Origin of the sequence: Chitinophaga sp. MM2321, from assembly GCF_964033635.1 — a bacterium.
Classification (GTDB): domain Bacteria; phylum Bacteroidota; class Bacteroidia; order Chitinophagales; family Chitinophagaceae; genus Chitinophaga.
This window is the reverse complement of the sequence record NZ_OZ035533.1, coordinates 4,913,754-4,934,735: the sequence shown is the minus strand read 5'-3', so window position 1 is coordinate 4,934,735 and position 20,982 is coordinate 4,913,754. Positions and strand designations below refer to the sequence as shown.

The following is a 20,982-nucleotide window of genomic DNA, read 5'->3' as shown; positions in this document are numbered from 1 at the left end:
ATTTTCTATACCGTAATTGCTTCAAATGGCCGTTGCAGGCCGTGCTGGTAATAATAATACTCTTTAGTATGAACAACATTGTCCATGCACAACAAAAGAAAATGATGGTGCGTATTTCGGAGATTGAAATACATCCACAATATCTGGAAGAATACAAGACAATACTTAAAGATGAAGCCGAAGCATCCGTAAGATTGGAAGCAGGTGTTATTGCCATCTTCCCGATGTTCCAAAAAGAGAATCTAACACAGATAAGGATATTAGAAATGTACAAAGATCAGCAAGCCTATCTGTCCCATTTGAAAACCGAACATTTCCAAAAGTATAAAACGGGTACGCTCCACATGGTCAAATCATTAAAACTTTTGGACATGGAGGCAATGGATCTGAAAGCAGCTCAGGCGATTTTTAAAAAGTTGAAAAAGTAGAAACCATGGATAAACAATTTTCTCCATTGGAGCTAAACCGTATAGACAATGCAGATGATTTAAAAATATCGCCGCTCCGTGCCGCTGAATTTTATATATACCCGCGCGTTATGTCAATTCAAATTCCTGTATTCATTTGGCGTATAACCTACACGTGTTTTGAATAAGCGACTAAAATGGTCGCCAAAATAATTGGCCGATAAATGAAGTTCATCTGCGAAATAAGCGACTGACGGTAATCCTATACTATGGTTTTTCGGAGGTAAAATAGCTGTTTAACTTTTCTTCAAACTTCTCTAATATTCCTTTATTGATATGTTCCCGGGTGATAAACTGACGGTCGTAAAACCGCTCGCAGTAATTCAGGAACAGTTCGATATTAGAGGTGATCAGCTGTTTGCTATGCTTGTTCACAGAGTGGGTTAATTCATATTCAATCTTGGGAAAGCAATCAAAAACAATTTTCCTTTCCTTTTGAGACAGGTGCAGCTTCTTTTCAATGAAGGGCATCATAGCTGCTACAGCAAACGATTTGGCATTGGATGGTGTACTCTAAATGGCGGGTACAGCCTCTGTTCTGCTGGGCTCCCTGCAATATGCTAGCGGAATACTATCTACTGTTCTGTTGGCGATTTTTGGAGATGGAACCCCTTAGACCATGAGCTGGATCATTGCGCTGTTTACAATATAAAATCAAAAAAAAATGCCGATTGTTAATCAGTAATATTGGTAGAAGAATCTGTAATCTGTATACCCATTTAGTACTTATCAATTCGGAACTTAAATGTATCAAATGTAAGCCGATTAGAGAGTGCCTGGACTTTCCAAATGAATGATCTGGCGCAAGGTCAGGAGCCTGTGTCGAGTCAAAGTAATCCAATAATTGTTGACGGTGTCATGTATACCAATTCTGGTAAGCAGACTGTTTATGCAATTGATGCAGCTACAGGTAAAGAAATTTGGTCATGTAAGACCTTGGAAGAAGGTAAGCCCAGTGCTGCCAGCAGAGGTGTTACTTACTGGAAAAGTGGCGATGATAAAAGAATTTTATATTCTTCAGGTAATTATTTAATGGCAATTGATGCAAGCACAGGAAAGATCATTTCTTCGTTTGGTATAAATGGCAGAGTGAACCTGAATGAAGGTGTAAGAGATGACCCTGAAAAAATTTCGGTTTCACTTTCAACCCCTGGAAGGATCTTCAAAGATTTAATTATTATCGGGTTGCGAACACCAGATCTTTATGGAGCTCCTCCAGGATATATTAGAGCTTATAACTGCAAAACCGGAAAATTAGCATGGACTTTTCATACTATTCCTCATCCCGGTGAACTCGGTTACGAAACCTGGCCACCTGATGCCTACAAATATGCGGGTGGGGTTAATTGTTGGGCAGGACTGAGCATCGACCCGGATAGAGGCATGGTTTTCCTTGCGCTTGGCTCACCCTCTTATGATTATTATGGTGCCGACAGAAAAGGAAAGAACCTATACGGTAACTGTGTATTAGCATTAGATGCGGCTACCGGTCATTACAAATGGCATTTTCAGACGGTTCACCATGATCTTTGGGATTATGATTTGCCTGCCCCGCACGGAGCGAGTGCAGACACAGCCTTTGTTCAGATAGGGCAATTGCGGAGATTGCCATGCTTGCAGACGGCCTTTCAACAGCTCTTTTTTTCGTAAATGCTGAAAAACTAAATTTGTACGGTTGGGCAACATTAGGGCATGAACCCTCGATCGTTAAAGATCATCAATGAATATAAAACCCGCTACAGATACAAGTTGTAGCGGGTTTTATATTTTGGGATCTTCTTCAGGATCCGCTGAAATTTGCGAATTGTTTTACGGTCCGTTTACGATTTGCTTACGGATCCAAAAAACCGAAAAGCGCAATAAACTGCGTTTTTTATATTGATAGTTATTGAAAGGAGGTCGAAAATATCAAAAAGCAAAGTATAGTGCGTATTTTGATGTAAGTGATTATTTTTTTTAGTAATTTTAATGAAAAGCAAAGGATAATGCGGAATGAAGTGATTGATTTAGGAAAAAAACTCCGGCAACGCCGGGAATTACTTAGGTTATTACAGCCACAACTGTCGGCGCTATCAGGTGTTAGTACACGAACAATTCAGTTGGTGGAACGAGGCCAGGGTAATCCATCACTACAAACCTTAATACAATTGATTGAGCCGCTAGGTTTGCAGTTGGACTTGAATTTGAAGGAATCAATAAAAACAGGTGAATAATGAGGACCGCCCAGATATTTTATAACAACCAACTGGCTGGCTATCTTTCAAAAGGGGAGGGTATCTATCGGTTTGTATATGATAAAGAATATTTGACCGCCGCCGGCCGCCGGCCAGTAAGCCTTACACTTCCGATCAGGGAGAAACCTTATGAAAGTGACATCCTCTTTCCCGCTTTTGTAAATCTGTTAAGTGAAGGGGCAAATAAGGCCATGCAAGCCAGGATGTTGAAAATTGATGAGAACGACTATTTTGGGCTACTACTTGCCACCGCAAGCGGCGATCGGATTGGCCCGCTGACAATAAAAGAAGTTTATGGAGATTAATCACTGTCCTTCAACATTGCGTCCTGGTTTTATCACATATAGTCCGGCGGCGGAAGCGAATCTGTTTGGTAGTCGAGCCAGAAAGGTTTCCCATATTCTTCCATTTGGTCCACCAGGTAAAAACAATGAGCTTACCCGGAAGTATAATGAAAAACGCAAAAATATTAGCATAAGCGGTGTTCAGGAGAAATACAGTATAAAGCAGGATAAGGATTCTTTGACACTCACAGACACTGGCGGCACACATATCCTAAAACCGGTTCCGGTAGAAAGACTGGAACGTGTAGAAGACTTACCAGCCAATGAGCATGTAAGCATGCAGATAGCAAAACAGGTGTTCAGCATCAGGACAGCAGCATGTGGTATGATCTTTTTCGATGATGGCTCTCCGGCATACTTAACCAGAAGATTCGATTATAAACCTGATGGTACAGGCAAATATCAGTTGGAAGATTTTGCAACACTGTTGGGTAGATCCCCGGAACGGGAAGGCAATGATTTCAAATACAACGCCTCTTATCTGGACATAGCAAATATGATCAAAGAACATTGTGCAGCGGCTCCGGTAGTGTTGCTTGAATTTTTTACGCTACTGGTGTTTAATTATTTTATTGCGAATGGGGATGCGCATCTGAAGAACTTCTCTCTAATGGAAACCACACAAGGAGATTTTGTCCTTTCGCCCGCCTATGACCTTATTTGCACAAAGCTGCACATTGACGACAACCACCTGGCACTGCATGGAGGACTCTATGATAAGGATTATGACGAGAAAAGCTACTATGATGCCGGAATGTATACCGGTGCATCTTTTCTGGTATTTGCAGAAAAAGCGGGGATGAACCCGAAGCTGGCCAAACAAGTGATTGATAAGATCACGCAAAGAACTCCTATGGCCATCGAAATGATTCGCAGCAGTTTTTTAAGTGATAGTGCAAAAGAAAAGTATATAGATATACTTATACAACGGGAGAAATTATTAAAGCGCATATGAAGCACCAAAGAAGTTGGAAAGATCTATATTAGCATTTTTTAAGGAAGAGGCCACGATCTACAATATTCCTATTCTGAAAAATGGTAGGAGAAACACCCATCAAAATTGGAGCAAATTGTTTTAAACGAAGAAAAAGAACTGCTGCAGCGGCTATCGGAAGCTGATGAGCAGGCATTTATTCAGGTTTATAAACGCCACTACATGGCGGTGCTGCTGTATGCGGAAAGAATCACCAACAATGATTTCAGCATCGCCGAAGAGGCTACTGCGGATGCTTTTATAGAACTCTGGAAAGGACGGCGTTCATTCGGAAATGTAGCGCAGCTAATAAGCTATCTGCGGGTGATCGTTCACCATAAATGTATTGATAGATACCGCCAGTTCAGAAAACAACAAGCCCTGGAAAGTGAATTACTTTATCTTTCTGAGCACCAACAGGAAGCATTATTTTCCGGGGAAATATCATTGGAAGCTGAACTATTAAAGAAAATCAGGGAAGAAGTAGAAAAATTGCCCGCCCACATAAAAGAGGTATTTAACCTGGCCTGTATTCAGGGCCGGCGTAACAGTGAAATAGCCCGGATACTGAACATAAAAGACGCCACTGTAAGGAGAAGGAAAACAGAAGCCTTGCATTACCTCAGACAAGCTTTTAAAGGCATGGACTGGAGTATGCTGTCTCTTTGGCTTGTTTTTGAACTCCATTATTTCAAGGATATAGACCTTTTTTAAAATAATTGATCTTTTTTCCGCCACATTTTTACTATCCGGCCGCTTATACTGTAAGCGACTGCTATGGTACCACAAAATGATCTTGAACGTATTGCGATGCTTCTTCTCAAGGAACATCATACTGGCTTGGATGCTGAGGAAGCGGCCGAGCTGGAAAAATGGCAATCAGTATATCCGGAACAGGCCCAATGGGCCAAAGAACTGATTGCGCAGGGGAAACTGCCGGAGATACTGAAAAGACTTGAATTAGCTGATATAGCCATCAGGAAAAAATTACTGGCAGCATCCGTACCTGTGGAACACAGTCCTGCATTCCATGTGGAGGAACAAGAGCTTTCTTCTTCCCGGTTAAGTGAAGAAAATGCAACCAGGAAAGTATTTTCAATCCGTACCGGATGGTTTAGATATGCCGCCGCCATTGTCATTTTGCTGGGAGTGGGAACCTTTTTCTGGCAACAATCATTACCGGTTAAAACTGTTGGAAGCCACCATAACAATCATCTTGCAGGAAGAGATAGTTCCGGTTCCGGGATGGATAAGGCCGTGCTGACACTTGCTGATGGCAGCGAAATAATTCTTGATAACGCAGAAAATGGCCAGCTGGCTACACTGGGGAATATCAGGGTATTGAAACTTTCCAGCGGAGAACTGAAATATGAAAACAGTGATCCTGCTTCATCCGGATCAGCAGCAACGGGCGGATATAATACTATTGCAACGCCCAAAGCCGGCCAGTTCTCGCTGGTGTTACCGGATGGTTCCAAAGTATGGCTGAATGCAACTTCTTCTATGACCTTCCCCACACGGTTTGATAAAAACCAGCGCAGGGTTTCCATATCAGGGGAAGTTTATTTTGAAATAGCACAGGATATAAACAAACCATTCATCGTGGATGTAAACGGCGCTGCATCTGTTGAGGTGCTGGGAACCCATTTCAATATTAATGCCTATACAAATGAACCTGCCATAAAAACAACATTGCTCGAAGGTAAAGTGAAAGTGTCCAGGGATAAGGAAATGCAGTTGCTTTCTCCGGGTGAACAGGCCATCATCAGCGATCATATTCAACTACACAAAGTGGTGGATATGCAGCAGATTATGGCATGGAAAAACGGGTTGTTCAATTTTGATGATGCAGATATACAAACGCTGATGCGGGAACTGGAGAGATGGTATGATATCAAAGTTAATTACCAGGGTCCGTTACCTGCCATCCGGTTTAAAGGGAAAATGTATAGAAATGAAGACCTGGCTACAGTGTTGCAGTTTCTTTCAGAATACGGTCTGAAGTTCAGTGTAGAAGGGAAAATAGTAACGGTTTCAAATTAACAGAAGAGAAATAAAAAAAATACTTCATTAAGATAATTATCCAAAACAAAGCCAGCAATGGATCAACACTGCTGGCGGGCGTTCGGGTAACTTAAAAACAAAAGTCCGACAAGACAAGAATTTTATCACCCAAACACTGCAAATGTATGAAAAAAACCACTCTTTGTGGCTGGTCCGTCCATGGCGGCTATCGCCGCATTGCCAAGATCTTGCTCGTTATGAAATTAACGCTTGTATTACTTACGGTAGCAGTCCTCCACGTGGCTGCCAAAGGTTATTCGCAAAGCATTACCTACTCGGGGAAAAATGTTCCATTACAGGAAGTTTTCTCGGTTATAGAAAAACAAACGGGGTTTGTATTTCTATATACGGAAAGCTTATTAAAAGAAGCAAACCCGGTTTCCGTAAAAGCGGAAAACGTAAAACTGGATTTGTTTCTGGCGGAAATATTTAAACAGCAACCGTTAAAATATCATATCGGGATCAAGAGCATATTTGTGTCAAGGAAATCAGCAGCATTGTTGACAAACCCTGTTGACCTGGGCATCAGTACGGAGGCCTTTGCTGCCATATCCGGTACGGTTAAAGCTGCTGATGGAACGGTACTTCCCGGCGCTACAGTAAGGGTCAAAAACACCAACAAGTATACTGCTACTGACCAGTATGGCAAGTTTTCAATCGACGCTTCGGTGGGCGATGTACTGATCATTTCTTTTATCGGCTACGATTCCCGGGAGATTTCCCTGAACGAGGAAACGATCAATAGAGGTATCAATATCAAGTTAAGTGTGGCGGATAATTCCATGAATGAAACCGTTGTCATTGGATATGGAACACGGAAAAAAAGTGATCTGACAGGATCGGTTTCTTCCATTAAAAGTACAGAGCTGACTGCCTATCCTACTGCATCGGTAAGTCATGCTTTACAAGGTCGTGCAGCCGGTGTTTTTGTACAACAGAATTCCGGTGCACCAGGAGCTCCTTTACAAATCCGCATCAGGGGTACCAACTCTATTCAGGGCAGCAATGAACCGCTTTGGATTATTGACGGATTTCCCGGCGATCAAAACATGTTAAATACTTCCGACATCGAGCGGATAGAGATTCTGAAAGATGCTTCTGCAACAGCTATCTACGGCTCCCGTGGCGCCAATGGTGTTATTCTCATTACTACTAAGAAAGGGAAAGCCGGCTTAACCCGGGTAGACTTCAATACCAGCGCAAGTTTTCAGCAGGTAAGAAAGAAACTGGACATGATGAATGCACCGGAATATATAAAGTTGTACAATGAATTCTGGCAGAACACACAGGGTTCGGACTACTTTTCTCCGAGTGATATTACCGCAATCGGAGCGGGAACAGACTGGCAGGATGAGATTTTCCGACAGGCCCTGGTACAGGATCATTCCCTGAATGTAAGCGGTGGAAATGAGAAAACACAATTCGCTGTTGGAACCAGTTATCTTAATCAGCCTGGAATTATTGAAAACTCTGATTATAGCCGGACCGTATTGAGAGGCAGTGTAAACCACGATATCAGCAAAAAGTTTTCCATCTCATATAATGCCATTCTCGGGCGGACCAAAGACAATTCCTCCGCCGATAATCAGACCCTTTTGTTGGGCGCATTAACAGCTGCTCCTACGGTTGGTCCTTACAAATCAGATGGACAGTATCGGCTGCTTAATCAGTTATATCCTTTTAGTCCGGATGATATCATAAATCCCAGGGCTTACCTTAATGAGGTTTCCAGAAAACAACTGGCCAATAAAGTAATGGCTAACCTGGCATTTACGATAAAACCCATAGAAGATTTGTCGATTCGTATATCGGGTAATATTACGAATAATGATTTCCGGTCAGATAATTACATCAGTACACGCTATCCGAATTCATCCGGAAGTGCATCGGTAAGTACCGGCAATTCCGTGTATGTAAACAGTGATAATATTGTTACTTATAGCAAAACATTCAAAGAAGATCACGCGTTCGTAGCGATGGCAGGACTGACCTATGAAAACTATTCTTCCAGAACACTGGGTGCTTCCGGATCCGGTTTTCTCAGCAACGTAACGGAGACGTACAACCTGGGTGCGGCGAATACTTTTCAGACACCAGGTTCTTCTTATATGGAGTGGACACTGCTTTCCTACCTTGGCCGCTTGAATTATACATTCAAAAATAAGTATCTCGCAACGGTTAGTTTCCGGGCAGATGGCTCGTCCCGTTATAGCGATGGAAATAAATGGGGGTACTTCCCTTCGGGTGCGCTGGCATGGCGTTTTTCTGAAGAAAAGTTCATGCGTGGGCTGTCTTTTGTATCGGATGCAAAAATCAGGATTGGATACGGAGAAACCGGTAGTACTGCCATTGATCCTTACTATACGCTGGATATGTTAGTATCCGGTAAAGCACCTTTTAATGACGCCTTGTATACCTACTTTGCGCCAGGCTCGCGTTTACCGGACAAACTGAAGTGGGAAACGACGGCTCAAACTGATATTGGCCTGGACCTGGGTCTGTTTAATAACCAGATCCGGTTATCGGCAGATTACTACGTTAAAAATACCAGGGACCTCCTGAATCCGATCCAGTTACCGCGTTCTGTTGGTTATACCAATACCGTTCGCAATATTGGTACAATTCAGAATAAGGGATTTGAATTTCAGGCGGATGCAAATGTATTCAACGGTGACCTGAAGTGGAATATCGGCGCTACGATTTCATTTAACCGGAGTAAGGTGGTTAAACTTTACGATGGACAGGATATACCCGGCAGCACCTACAATTTAGTTGTTGCAAATGATTACGTTAACCTGCTGAGAGAAGGTAAATCAATCAGTGCTTTTTATGGTTATCAGGCAGATGGTTTTGATGCCAGTGGTCACTATAAATACAAAGATCTCAATAAAGACGGAAATATTTCTACAGCAGACAAGGCCTGGATCGGCGATCCCAATCCCAATTTTATTTATGGTTTCAATTCCAACCTGGGCTGGAAAAACTTTGAGCTGAGCATGTTCATTCAGGGCACGCAGGGGAATGATATTTTCGGCTTCGGTATGATCAATCAGAATTATAAATATTACCAGGGATACAATGGCCTGAGAGAGGTGTTGTATGATCACTGGACCCCCGATCATACCACGGCGAAATATCCCGCCATTGACAAAACGATTTCCACAAGGATGTCGGATATGTTTGTTTATGATGGAAGCTATCTGCGCCTGAAAACCATCCGGCTGGCCTACAATATTCCTGTTGGCCGCCTGGGGATAAACTGGATCAAGAAAGGACAGATTTATCTCAGCGGTGAGAATCTGATCACTGCCACTAAATATCCCTGGTGGGATCCGGATGTGAATTCCAGCGGTGGAAGTAACTCCGTTAACCAGGGCATCGATTATTATTCCTATCCTATGGCCAAAGGGTATACACTTGGCGCAAGGTTATCATTCTAAAGAAATATATCATGAAATATAAATTATTCACGGTATTTGTATGGATGATGCTGGCTTCCTGCAGCAAAATTTTGCAGGAAAAGCCGAAGTCCATTGCAACCGAAACATTTTATAATACGACAGAGGAGGTAAAAGCGGCGGTGAATGCTGCTTACTTCCCGATTCAGGCGAATGAATTTAATTCATATTATACTTTGCTGGAAAGCTGCGCCGAAAATATTTATGGGAAAGGAAGCCTGGCTGCGATTGAAGATTATGCAGGTTACAGTGCCGCCAATATTACCAATATGGGAGGTGTATGGACACAGCTCTACCTGGCCATCAGGAATGCGAACCTGGTTATAAAGAATACGCCGAAAGGTACCGGAACCACTGATCAGGAAAAAGCGCAGTTTGTCGGAGAAGCAAAATATGTACGAGCCTTCAGCTACTTTGCACTGGTGAGACTATGGGCAGGTGTGCCGATTCGCACAGAAGAAAACCTGGATTTAATAGATGTTAAGCGGGCTGCTGTAGCGGAAGTATATCAATTGATCCTGAGTGATCTTACTTATGCCGAAGAAAATCTACCTGATAATCCGCGCATGTTAGGTTGTGCATCCAAATGGGTGGCTAAAACATTGTTGGCAGATGTATTGCTGACCCAGGAAAAATGGCCGGAAGCCAGGGATAAAGCCCAGGAAGTGATTGCTTCCGGAAAATATTCGCTGGTAAATATCAGTACGCCGGATGATTTTGAAAAAATATATGGTGCAGATGTACTGACTACTTCAGAAGAAGTATTCTATTTTAAATACAACGACCAGTATGGCTGGGCGCTCATGAACTTCTTCCATATCACCGGTGATGGTTATAAGCCATCAGGCGCTAACTATTTTGCCTTTTACACCGACACGGAAGATAAATTTTACAAGAGCTGGGACGACGGCGATTTTCGTAAGCAACATAATTTTTATCACTGGGATATCGGATTGGGAAATAATACCCTGCTGACAAAAAAATACATTGACCCCAACGGCACCACCGGGGCATCAAACGACTGGCCGGTATACCGGTATGCGGAGGTGTTGCTGATGTATGCGGAAGCGGCCAACCGGGCCAGTCACGGACCCAGTTTGCAGGCCATGGAAAATCTGAATAAAGTACATCGCAGAGCATATGGCTATAATCCGGAACTGCCATCACCGGTGGATTATAATGCTGCCAATTATAATGAAGATACCTTTTTCGACCTGCTGCTCCGGGAAAGAGGTTATGAAACCATACTGGAATGCAAACGCTGGTTAGATCTCCTCAGAACGGGAACCGCGGCTAAAATGGTGAAACTGAATACTGGCAAAACACTGGCCGAAAGCATGTTGCTATGGCCTATCCCGGTATCAGAAATTAGTTACAATAAAGCCATCGATCCCGTGAAGGATCAGAACCCGGGTTACTAATTTAAACCTGTTGGCAGAAAAAAGCATAGCTGTATGAAATTATTTTTCACGGGATTATGCCTCTTGTCTTTCATGCAGACAGGAGGCAACCCTTCACTAAATATAAGCACAGTCACTGAACCGCCCGGTGCTGGAATGCTTTCAGATAACAGCCGGTATGAGGCTCCGGGTGGTAGCATGGCCAAATGTATGGATCAGGCATGGAAGGTTTCATGGGAAAGATTTTTTCTGCCCGGTACCCAAATGTTTTATGACTATTTAAGCAGCTACGAGCCCGGCCGGGGACTGGATCATTTGCCGAAAACGGAGGAAGTGAAGAAACAATTTCCGAATGTTTACGGATATGATACCGGTATGGAAGATTGTATGATCTCCGCAGGGGTAATGCTTTCCATGATTGTGGATCAATATTCGGTGACACGGAATGTAAAGCTTCGTAAAAATGCTTTTTCCGTATTTAAAGGTATACAACTGAGCGCCAGCGTGGAGGACGCACCCGGCTTCCTGGCCCGTTGTGTGTGTGCGGAAGATCGTAAGAGTGTTTATATCAATTCCTCCAGAGATCAGTATACGCACGCAGTGCATGGTTTGTGGAAATATTATAATAGCCCTTTATGCACTAAAGAAGTAAAGATTGAAATCGGGAAAGTCCTTTCTGCTTTTGCTGACAGGATGACTCGGAATGTAACAGCTGCCAATGACTACGACTTCTTAAGGGCCGACGGTGCCAGGGATACGCGCGGTATCAGCAGAATGTGGCATGTTGGTGCACACGAAGCGGCGCGGTTGCCTATGATCTACGCAGCGGCCTGGAACACGACGGGTAATAAGGAATATTTTGAATCGTATCGGCACTATGTAAAGGACGCCATTGACCAGTCTTTTGATATTGCAAAAAATACAACCACTTATGGGTTGTTGCAAATGCAGTGTTCAATGGAATTACTGGGATCACTGGAACAGGATACTGATTTAAAAGTAAAAATCCGGCAGATCGAAGAAAAGGTGTCCGGACTATGTGCAGGCCGGGCTGAAAATGCTGATGACAGGGCCAGGAACCTGGACCTTACCATGGTTGGAACAGACTGGAGAACAGGAGAGGGGCTCAAGCCCAAAGGCGAATACCGGAAAGTCTGGTATTGTATCCGCGAAAGCGGCGAAGCGGCACTGACGCAATTGATGAGTGAAAAAACGGCGTATCCGGAAAGTCAGCAGCAGCTGCTAACCCGTGCCATAAAAAGGCTCGACTATCAGAAAGTTTCCAGTAATGGGATCTTCTATTTACAGGCTGCCTATTGGAAGGCGCGGCAAACCGGGATTTTTACTAAATCGGATTAATAACCGGTTGATTAAACTGGTTTATTCGGACACTGGATGTTGAATAACCTGCTGCGCACAAACGCAGCAGGTTATTTTTTTTATAACCCCACTTACCTTTCAGGTAGCACCGCAAACGCAGGTATGTTTATTTAATAAGGAATAAAAAAACGGAATAACTAAAAGCAATTGATAATTTAGCTTCGCCGGAAGGCAAATCCGTTTTGCTCATGAAAAGGTTTTTCATTTTATTACTGATACTCATTCCAGGGAAAGTATTGTTCTCACAAGATGTTCCCCGTTGGTTGCGCTACCCGTCTATTTCTCCTGATGGTAAAACAATTGTATTTACCTACAAAGGAGATGTGTATAAAGTGGCTACCAGCGGCGGTGCGGCTGTTCCGCTCACCACGGATACTGCGCATGATTTCATGCCGGTATGGAGCCATGATGGCCGGTACATTGCCTTTGCCAGCAACCGTTCCGGCAATTTTGATATTTTCATCATGCAGGCAGATGGCGGGGAAGAGAAAAGGATCACTTTTCATTCAGCAGATGAATATCCGTACGATTTCAGCGCGGATAATAAACACATACTTTTTGGTTCAGTGAGGATGGATGCTGCCGGCAACAGGCAGTTCCCTTCCGATGGGATGCCCGAACTATACCAGGTGCCGGTGAACGGAGGCCGGGTAGAACAGGTACTCACCACCCCGGCGGAAGATGCGAAGGTGAGCAAGGATGGACAGTACATTATTTACCACGATAAAAAAGGCCGGGAGAATGCCTGGCGCAAACACCAGGTGTCTGCCATCGCCAGGGACATCTGGCGCTATAACAGCCGGAATGGCCAGCATACAAAGCTCACCGCTTTCAAGGGGGAAGACAGAAATCCTGTATTTGCCGATAACGATAAAGGCATTTATTATTTAAGTGAAGAGAGCGGGAGTTTTAATGTTCACCACCTGTTACCCGATAACCCCACTCATTCACAACAGATCACCACTTTTAAAAAACATCCTGTCCGCTTTTTGAGTATCGCTGCCGATGGCACCCTTTGCTTTAGTTTTGATGGAGAATTATATGTTAAAGCGCCGGAATCCGCGCCACGAAAGGTACGTGTACGGATAGCAGCAGGTAAGCAGGGGAACGATATTAAAACGGTGCCTGTTGCAGACGATATTAAAACCATGGTGGTATCTCCCACAGGTAAGGAATTAGCATTTATTTTCCGGGGAGAAGTATTTGCGGGAAGTATGGAAAGCGGCGCCATTAAACGCATCACCGAAACACCCGGAGAAGAAGCAGACCTGAGCTTTTCGCCGGATGGCAGATATTTACTGTATGCCAGCGAAAGAAATAATGGCTGGCAGATTTGCCGGATGGAGCGGGTGCATAAAGAAGAATCTTCTTTCTTTGCCGCCACACAGCTGAAAGAAACAGTGCTTATCAGCAACGATAAAGAAAACTACCAGCCTTTATATTCCGGGGATGGAAAAGAAATTGCCTATCTCGAAAACAGGACCACACTCCGGATCTATAACATCGCATCCCGACAAAGCCGTACCATTATAGCTCCCGGACAATTATTCAGCAGAAGTGACCACGATCAGTATTTCCAATGGAGCCCGGATGGTAAATGGTTGTTGGTACAATACAACCCCGAAGGCGCGGGCAACCAGGAAGTGGGGATCATTAGTACGGATGGCAACGGGAAGCTCATCAACCTGACGGAAAGCGGCTTCAATGATGAACATCCGCAATGGGCCATAGGCGGACAAGCCATGCTGTGGAGCAGTGACCGCAACGGTCTGCGTAGCTTTTCCAACAGCGGCAGCCGGCAGCGCGATGTGTATGCGATGTTCTTTTCCCAAAGTGCCTGGGAACACTTTAAACCTGCCGGAACAGATACGGCATCGTTAAATGAACAGGATGGAAAAGGATCCGAAGATTTTAAAATAGCCTGGGAAGGATTGCGAGACCGTACCCTCAAACTCACCACCAGCCCTTCTCTGTTAGCAGGTATGCTGCTCAGTAAAGCGGGCAAAACATTATACCATCTCACAAAAGCTGAAAAAAATTATAACCTGTGGGTGACTGATCTTCGGACGAAGGATACAAAAATACTTCTGACAGTACCGGCAGACGACTACACTATGCAGTGGGACAGCACGCAACAGCAATTATTCCTGTGTGCCGGCGCCCGTGTGTGGCAGGTAGATCCGGCTGGAACGAAACAGCATAGTGTTACTGTTAAAGGAGAAATGAGCGTTAACCTGGCAGCGGAAAGAAACAGTATGTTCCAGCATGTGTGGAGAAGAACCAAAGAAGCGTTTTATACAAAAGGTTATCATGGCGCCGACTGGGATGGTTATAAACGTGATTATGAAAAGTACCTGCCACATATCGGCAACAATTATGAGTTTGCAGAAATGTTGAGCGAGTTGCTGGGCGAGCTGAATGTAAGTCATAGTGGCGCTACCAGCAACGATAAAATGCCCGGAAAAGATGTGACAGCTTCATTGGGGCTGTTTTACAACAACACCTATAGGGGCGCCGGTGTGAAAATTGAAGAGATCATCCGCAACGGTCCTTTGGATGTAGCAGCGTTTCAGCTCCGCCCCGGGATGATTATCGAGGCGATAGATGGAGAGAAAATAATGCCGGATAAAGATCTTCCGCAATACCTGAACCACAAGGCGGGTAAGCGTACCGTGTTAACGATCCGTGATGGAAATAACAGCCGGGATATTGTGGTGGAGCCGGTTTCACCGGAGGAAGAAAATAACCTGCTGTATAAGCGATGGGTAGCACGCAACCGGGAAGAAGTAGAAAAAGAGAGTAACGGGCAACTGGGATATGTGCATCTTTACAGGATGAATGATGCCGCTTACCGCGATGCCTATGGAGAGGTGATGGGCCGTTATTTCAATCGTAAAGGCATGGTGGTGGATACCCGTTTCAACCGGGGCGGCGACCTGGCTTCAGATCTTAACATGTTCCTGAGTGGCCGGGAAATCCGTCGGAATACGACCGATAATTACCAGGAGGGGATTGAACCGGGTTTCCGTTGGACGAAGCCTTCCGTTGTGATTGCGAATGAAGCCAACTACAGTGATGGCCATTGTTTTGTATTTGACTATCAATACCTGCATATGGGTAAATTAATAGGAATGCCGGTTCCGGGCAGTTGTACCTTTATGACCGGGGAGACCTTGCAGGATAACAGCATGCACTGGAGTGTGCCCTCATTGGGCGTAAAAAGTATGGAGGGATATTACCTGGAAAATCATGAAACCGAACCGGATATCCGGGTGATGAATACCTTTGAAAAGGTCAGCAAAGGGGAAGATCAGCAATTGGCAGAAGCGGTGAAACAACTTTTGCAGGAAAACGGGGCCGGTAAACATTAATGTTTTGTATTTATGTCTTATGCAGCAGACAACTGTGATCATTGGGAGCGCCTGAGAAACGGCGACAAACAGGCATTGTTTGCTTTGTATAACAGCACGTATTTTCACTTGGTGAGATTCGGGCTGAAGACCTGTGGTAACGATGAACTGGTGAAAGACTGTATCACCCAACTCTTTCTGCAACTATGGGGCAAGCACAAAAATCTGCGGCCGGTCACCAATGTGCAGGCGTACCTGTTTACCGCATTAAAAAGACAGCTGCTCGATCAGTTGGCGTACCAGTCAAAGATCCACGCTGCTATTAACAGGATGACAGATAAAGAAGAAGAGAATGAATTATCTTATGAAGAGATCATTATCCAGGTTCAACAGGATGAAGAGCTGAAACAACGGCTGCACCGGGCTATGAAAGAATTGACCCCCCGGCAGATAGAACTGATCCGGCTGAAATTTTTTGAAGGACTCAGCTATGAACAGATCGCGGCCCACACTTCTCAAAGTGTAAAAACGGCGTATAATACCATCTATGACGCCGTTAAAGCGTTAAGGAAGATGATGAAATAACGGTAGATAAATACCCCGTTTTTTATCTCCCCTTTTTCTTCTCTCAAAAAAAAATCAATTTCTCTTAGGAAATCCCGGCATTTCTTCCGTCTGTATAATTAAAGACACTCCCTACATGAATTTCCAGGATTATACAGCCGCCGATTTTGCATGTGACGAATCTTTCCAGCGTTATTGCCTGGAGGGCAATGATACAGACAAGTTGTTTTGGGAAAGCTGGATCAGCCAGCATCCCGAAAAGAAAGCTGCTGTGCAGGAAGCAGTGCAGCTGATTGCGATGCTGTCAGCAAGGCAGGGGAACCGCCTGGAGCAACTGGAGCACCTGCGGGATGGCATACAGCAGTATGATATGTTGCAGCATGCCCTGGCAGATGAACCGGAGGAGGAAGTTATGCCGGCGCCGGTTCGTTCCACTCGCCGGATCATGTGGTATGCTGCGGCTTTTGTGGCTATCCTGATAACGGTGGCCGCTGTTTATCGTTTTAATCAACAGACTTCCGGGCTGCCGGGAGCAGAAAATATCCTCATCAGTGCCGGAAATGACCCCCGGAAAACACTGGTGCTGCCAGACGGCTCATCGATCATTTTAAGAAAGAACAGTACCGTGGAACTGGCAGCGGGGTTTAACCGCCTTAACCGGGAGCTTACTTTAACGGGAGAAGCATTTTTTGATGTGGTTCATGATGCACAACGCCCCTTTACGGTACATACCGCCGTGGCGGATATCAGGGTGTTGGGCACCGTTTTTAATGTGAGTGTATACGCCGGTCAACAGCAAATGGAAACGGCCTTGTTCAAAGGTAGCGTGGAAGTGGCCTGGAAAGGAAAACCGGATCAGAAAATCATCCTGACACCCAATCAGAAACTGGTGATCAACCAGCTTACAGCGGGGCAAACAGCCGCCGGTACGCAACCAATCCGGGTAATGCCCCTCGATGCGGACCCGGTAAATCATAAAGCCAAAGAAATTGCCTGGGTACGTAACAGGCTCGAAATTGAAAACGAACCACTGGTAGTAATCGCTGCAAAGCTGGAGAAATGGTACGGTATCCCCGTCACTTTTGCCGATGATGAAGTGAAAAATTACCGGTATTCCGGCACTTTCGAAAGTGAAACGGTGGTAAAGGCACTGGATGCGCTGCAATTATCTTATCCGTTTAATTTTAAAATGGTCGATGGCGGCATTATTATCAGCAAATAAATATCAATACGGGAGCAACCTCCGATGAACGGTTGGCACGGGAATAAGAGAGCAATCAACCAACATAAAAAAAGGGAAGTGCTGTGAACACTTCCCTGCATTAGGTTAGAAAATGTCCTGAAATGAATCATTAACTAAACCAAACCAAAGGTATGTTAAAACTTGTATTCCTGGAATGGAAGGGGAAGTCTGTACCCACCAGCAAACTGCTGTTAACTATGAAATTGACTGTCTTGCTATTTTTTGTCTGCCTTCAGGTGCAGGCCGTTGTCTTCGCGCAGGAAACGATTACCCTGCAGTTGAAAGAGACGAGTATCCGAAAGTTGCTGAAAACAGTGGAGCAACAAACGGATTACCGTTTCGTGTTTCATAACCAGACATTGCCCGAAGAGAAAAAGGTAACGGTGATGGCTACGGATGCCTCTCTTGATGCGGTGTTGTCCCAGGCTTTTATGGGTACCAACCTGGTGTATGCGCTAAAGGAAAATGGCCTGGTGGTTATTTTCGCGGGTACTGCTACAACGAAGCAGGCCGCCGATATGGTCATTAAAGGACGGGTAAATGGTGCTGACAATTTACCGTTGCCGGGTGTAACTGTGCGGGCTACCGGTACTACCGCCGGTACACTCACCAATGTAGATGGTACCTATACCCTGCGGGCGCCGGAGGGTGCAGCCGCTATCCAGTTTTCACTGGTAGGATATACCAGTCAGCAGATTGAAATCGGTGATAAACGGGAGATAAATGTGACGATGCAGGAAGATATAAAAACCCTGAATGCAGTAACGGTTACCGGCTATACGAATTATTCCCGCAGCAGATCTGCCACCGCTTCCGGTGTAGTTGGTGGAGATAAGATCAATGAGGTGCCGATGGCTACTTTTGATCAGATATTACAAGGCCGCGTGCCTGGCCTGGTGGTGTCTGCCGGCTCCGGTCAGCCCGGCACCAGCGCCAGCGTAACCATACGGGGCGTGGGTACTATCAACGGCAATAGCAGACCGCTATACGTGATGGATGGTATTCCTATTGAAGCAGATGCTTTCCAGGGTATTAACCCTGCTGATATTGCATCTGTTACTGTTTTGAAAGATGCATCCGCCAAAGCACTATATGGATCACGGGGTTCAAATGGGGTGATCGTGATCACCACTAAAAAGGGGAAAGCCGGTAGGATAGCCGTGGAATACAAATCGCAATACGGCTTTTCCAACATGACCAACCCGAAATTTCAAATGATGAATGCCGCACAGCGTTTGCAATTTGAAGAAGAAATAGGCGTGGAAACCGGTTCTGACATCGGTCCCGGCTGGGTGTTCTCTAAAAAGAACCCGGACTATGCCGGTAAAACACCTGCCGAACAACAGGAAGCGGATCACATACTGGATAGCCTGCGCAACACAAATACCGACTGGAAAAAGATCTTCACACAAACAGGCCAGTTCCAGGAACATCAGTTGAGTGTAAGTGGAGGTAACGAAAATGTAAGATTTTACAGTTCTGTTAATTATTTTAATCAGCAGGGGATCGCCCGGCGCTCTGATTTAAAAAGATACAGCCTGAAAAATAACCTGGACTTCAACGCCGGCAGGTTATCGGCCAACCTCAATGTAGGACTGGGTTATTCCCAATCTTCCTTTATTGAACGAGAAGCATCCAGCAGCGTGAATAATCCGTTGGCTGCGGTATATTATGCATTGCCTTATGAGTATCCTTATGCTGCGGATGGCACCCTGGTGACCAGCGGTAATGATGACATTTACCCGGTGTATGACCAGCGGGAAGGTAGTAATTCACTGGACGCATTGTTGAATACTACCAGCAAGGACAACCAGTTGAAAAGTGTGATCGGTACTTCGCTGAACTTTATCCTCGCAAAGGGGCTGGTGGCCAAAACAAGGCTGGGACTCGATTTCAGGGAAACTACCACCGAACGTTATATCAACCCCGATTCCTATGCAGGTTCCAGGGTATCTAATGGGAAAAAAGGCAGTTTTGGTGAAGGAGTATCCCGCAACTTCGGACTGGTATCCACTTCAGGATTAACCTACTCAAAAATAGTAGCAGAGAAACACGATTTTGAAGTGTCCGGATATTTTGAATTTACTAAAAATAGCTACCGCGCATTCAACTATACCGGGTATGATATAGATGGCCGTTTACCATCAACACCCGCCGGTATAACACCGGGATCTCCTTACAGCCCGCTGTTGGGAGGACAACGTTTTAAAAGCGCCCTGGCTTCCTACATGGCGGTGGGCAGGTATACTTTTGACGAAAAATATACATTGAACGCCAGCTATCGTTATGATGGTGCGTCTACCGTACCCGCTGATAACCGGTGGCATGGATTCTATTCATTCGGTTTTGGTTGGGAGATCAAGAAAGAGAATTTTTTGAAAGATGTAAGTTTTGTGGATGACCTGCGTTTCAGGGTAAGTTATGGTACCAGTGCCAACCCGTTCAGTAGCAGTGCACTAGGACCATTTGCCTACTTTGCGGCTTATGGAACTAATCAGTATGGCGGTAATCCTGCTATCATTCCTACTTCTCCCGGTAATCCAATGTATAATTGGGAATATGCCAAAGAATTTAATGCCGGTTTCGACCTGGGTATGTGGAATAACCGGATCAGAATCATAACAGATGTGTATAATAAGATAACCAGCAACCTGTTCATAGAGCAGCCATTATCCATTACTTCCGGCTTTGAAACATTATTCCTCAATTCCGGTTCTATGCGCAACAGAGGTATAGAAATGGATGTGCAGGTAGATGTAGTGAAGAACAGAAATATCACCTGGAACGTAGGTGTCAATTTTGCCTATAATAAAAACGTGATCACCGACCTGGGTGGCGCGGATGATATTACGCAGGGCAGCACGCAGATCGTACGGGTTGGATTGCCTTATGGCTCGCATTATGCACCCAAATGGGCAGGGGTAGATCCACAGACAGGTGATCCGCTTTACTATGACCGGGATGGAAAAACCACCAGTGACTACAATGAAACTGCATTAAGCGTTGCAGAATTTGGCACCTACATTCCTCCTTTTACCGGGGGATTTAATACCGGTGTCAACTGGAAAGGTTTTTATCTGAACGCATTATTCACTTTCGCAGATAAAACAATGCGTTATCTCAACGAAGATTATTTCAATGAGAACCCAAGTTTTGCTACCAGTAATCAGTCGGTGCGGATGTTGTACGACCGCTGGAAGACACCTGGTCAAAATGCGATCCTGCCTAAGTTTGACGCCAGCAGGGGATTCTCTTCCAAAGATATCCAGGATGCTTCCTATCTCCGTTTGAGGAATGTAAACCTTGGCTATAATTTTCCGAAGGAATTATTGACTTCGCTAAAATTCGTACAGGGGATACAGATTTTCGTGCAGGCGCAAAACCTGTACACCTGGACCAGCTGGAAGAGTTTTGATCCGGAGAATAACAATGGTGATGGCCGGTTCGATTACCCTGCCGCCAGAACTTATACTGTTGGTCTGAATGTTAATTTCTAAATCACTGA

14 protein-coding genes are annotated in these 20,982 nt (G+C 44.8%); 13 read left to right on the top strand and 1 reads right to left on the bottom strand.

Annotated elements, in window-relative coordinates; all coding sequences use genetic code 11:
- Positions 1 to 68 precede the first annotated feature (68 nt).
- Positions 69 to 428: an antibiotic biosynthesis monooxygenase gene (locus ABQ275_RS19040; protein WP_349314749.1), complete on the top strand. Its 360-nt coding sequence runs from the start codon at positions 69 to 71 to the stop codon at positions 426 to 428.
- Positions 429 to 674: 246 nt separating this feature from the next.
- On the opposite strand, the gene ABQ275_RS19035 is transcribed toward ABQ275_RS19040, so the two are convergent.
- Positions 675 to 842, bottom strand: coding sequence for a hypothetical protein (locus ABQ275_RS19035; protein ID WP_349314748.1), 168 nt, complete (start codon positions 840 to 842; stop codon positions 675 to 677).
- A 414-nt stretch (positions 843 to 1,256) separates the two neighbouring features.
- On the opposite strand from ABQ275_RS19035, the gene ABQ275_RS19030 reads away from it, so the two are divergent.
- The 12 genes from ABQ275_RS19030 (at position 1,257) to ABQ275_RS18975 (ending at position 20,974) form a co-directional block, all read left to right on the top strand.
- Positions 1,257 to 2,117: a PQQ-binding-like beta-propeller repeat protein gene (locus ABQ275_RS19030; protein WP_349314747.1), complete on the top strand. Its 861-nt coding sequence runs from the start codon at positions 1,257 to 1,259 to the stop codon at positions 2,115 to 2,117.
- Between the two features lie 562 nt (positions 2,118 to 2,679).
- On the top strand, positions 2,680 to 3,006 hold the full coding sequence (locus ABQ275_RS19025) for a HipA N-terminal domain-containing protein (RefSeq protein ID WP_349314746.1): 327 nt from the start codon (positions 2,680 to 2,682) through the stop codon (positions 3,004 to 3,006).
- A complete protein-coding gene (locus tag ABQ275_RS19020) occupies positions 2,996 to 4,000 on the top strand; it encodes a HipA domain-containing protein (protein WP_349314745.1) in 1,005 nt (334 codons plus the stop codon). Before ABQ275_RS19025 ends, ABQ275_RS19020 begins: the two co-directional genes overlap by 11 nt.
- A 105-nt stretch (positions 4,001 to 4,105) precedes the next feature.
- Positions 4,106 to 4,732: an RNA polymerase sigma factor gene (locus ABQ275_RS19015; RefSeq protein WP_349314744.1), complete on the top strand. Its 627-nt coding sequence runs from the start codon at positions 4,106 to 4,108 to the stop codon at positions 4,730 to 4,732.
- Between the two features lie 63 nt (positions 4,733 to 4,795).
- Positions 4,796 to 6,061 carry a FecR domain-containing protein gene (locus ABQ275_RS19010; protein ID WP_349314743.1) on the top strand — a complete coding sequence of 422 codons (1,266 nt, stop codon included), beginning with the start codon at positions 4,796 to 4,798 and terminating at the stop codon, positions 6,059 to 6,061.
- A gap of 146 nt (positions 6,062 to 6,207) precedes the next feature.
- Positions 6,208 to 9,522, top strand: a complete 3,315-nt coding sequence (locus tag ABQ275_RS19005) for a TonB-dependent receptor (protein ID WP_349314742.1) — start codon at positions 6,208 to 6,210, stop codon at positions 9,520 to 9,522.
- A gap of 11 nt (positions 9,523 to 9,533) precedes the next feature.
- Complete coding sequence (locus tag ABQ275_RS19000) at positions 9,534 to 10,961, top strand: RagB/SusD family nutrient uptake outer membrane protein (protein ID WP_349314741.1); 1,428 nt, start codon at positions 9,534 to 9,536, stop codon at positions 10,959 to 10,961.
- 33 nt (positions 10,962 to 10,994) lie between these two features.
- A complete protein-coding gene (locus ABQ275_RS18995) occupies positions 10,995 to 12,299 on the top strand; it encodes a hypothetical protein (RefSeq protein ID WP_349314740.1) in 1,305 nt (434 codons plus the stop codon).
- A 209-nt stretch (positions 12,300 to 12,508) separates the two neighbouring features.
- A complete protein-coding gene (locus tag ABQ275_RS18990; RefSeq protein ID WP_349314739.1) occupies positions 12,509 to 15,691 on the top strand; it encodes a S41 family peptidase in 3,183 nt (1,060 codons plus the stop codon).
- A gap of 12 nt (positions 15,692 to 15,703) precedes the next feature.
- Positions 15,704 to 16,255, top strand: a complete 552-nt coding sequence (locus tag ABQ275_RS18985) for a sigma-70 family RNA polymerase sigma factor (protein WP_349314738.1) — start codon at positions 15,704 to 15,706, stop codon at positions 16,253 to 16,255.
- 115 nt (positions 16,256 to 16,370) lie between these two features.
- The gene (locus ABQ275_RS18980) at positions 16,371 to 17,456 is read left to right on the top strand and encodes a FecR domain-containing protein (protein WP_349314737.1); all 1,086 of its coding nucleotides are present in this window, start codon (positions 16,371 to 16,373) and stop codon (positions 17,454 to 17,456) included.
- Between the two features lie 152 nt (positions 17,457 to 17,608).
- Positions 17,609 to 20,974: a SusC/RagA family TonB-linked outer membrane protein gene (locus tag ABQ275_RS18975; protein WP_349314736.1), complete on the top strand. Its 3,366-nt coding sequence runs from the start codon at positions 17,609 to 17,611 to the stop codon at positions 20,972 to 20,974.
- Positions 20,975 to 20,982 lie beyond the last annotated feature (8 nt).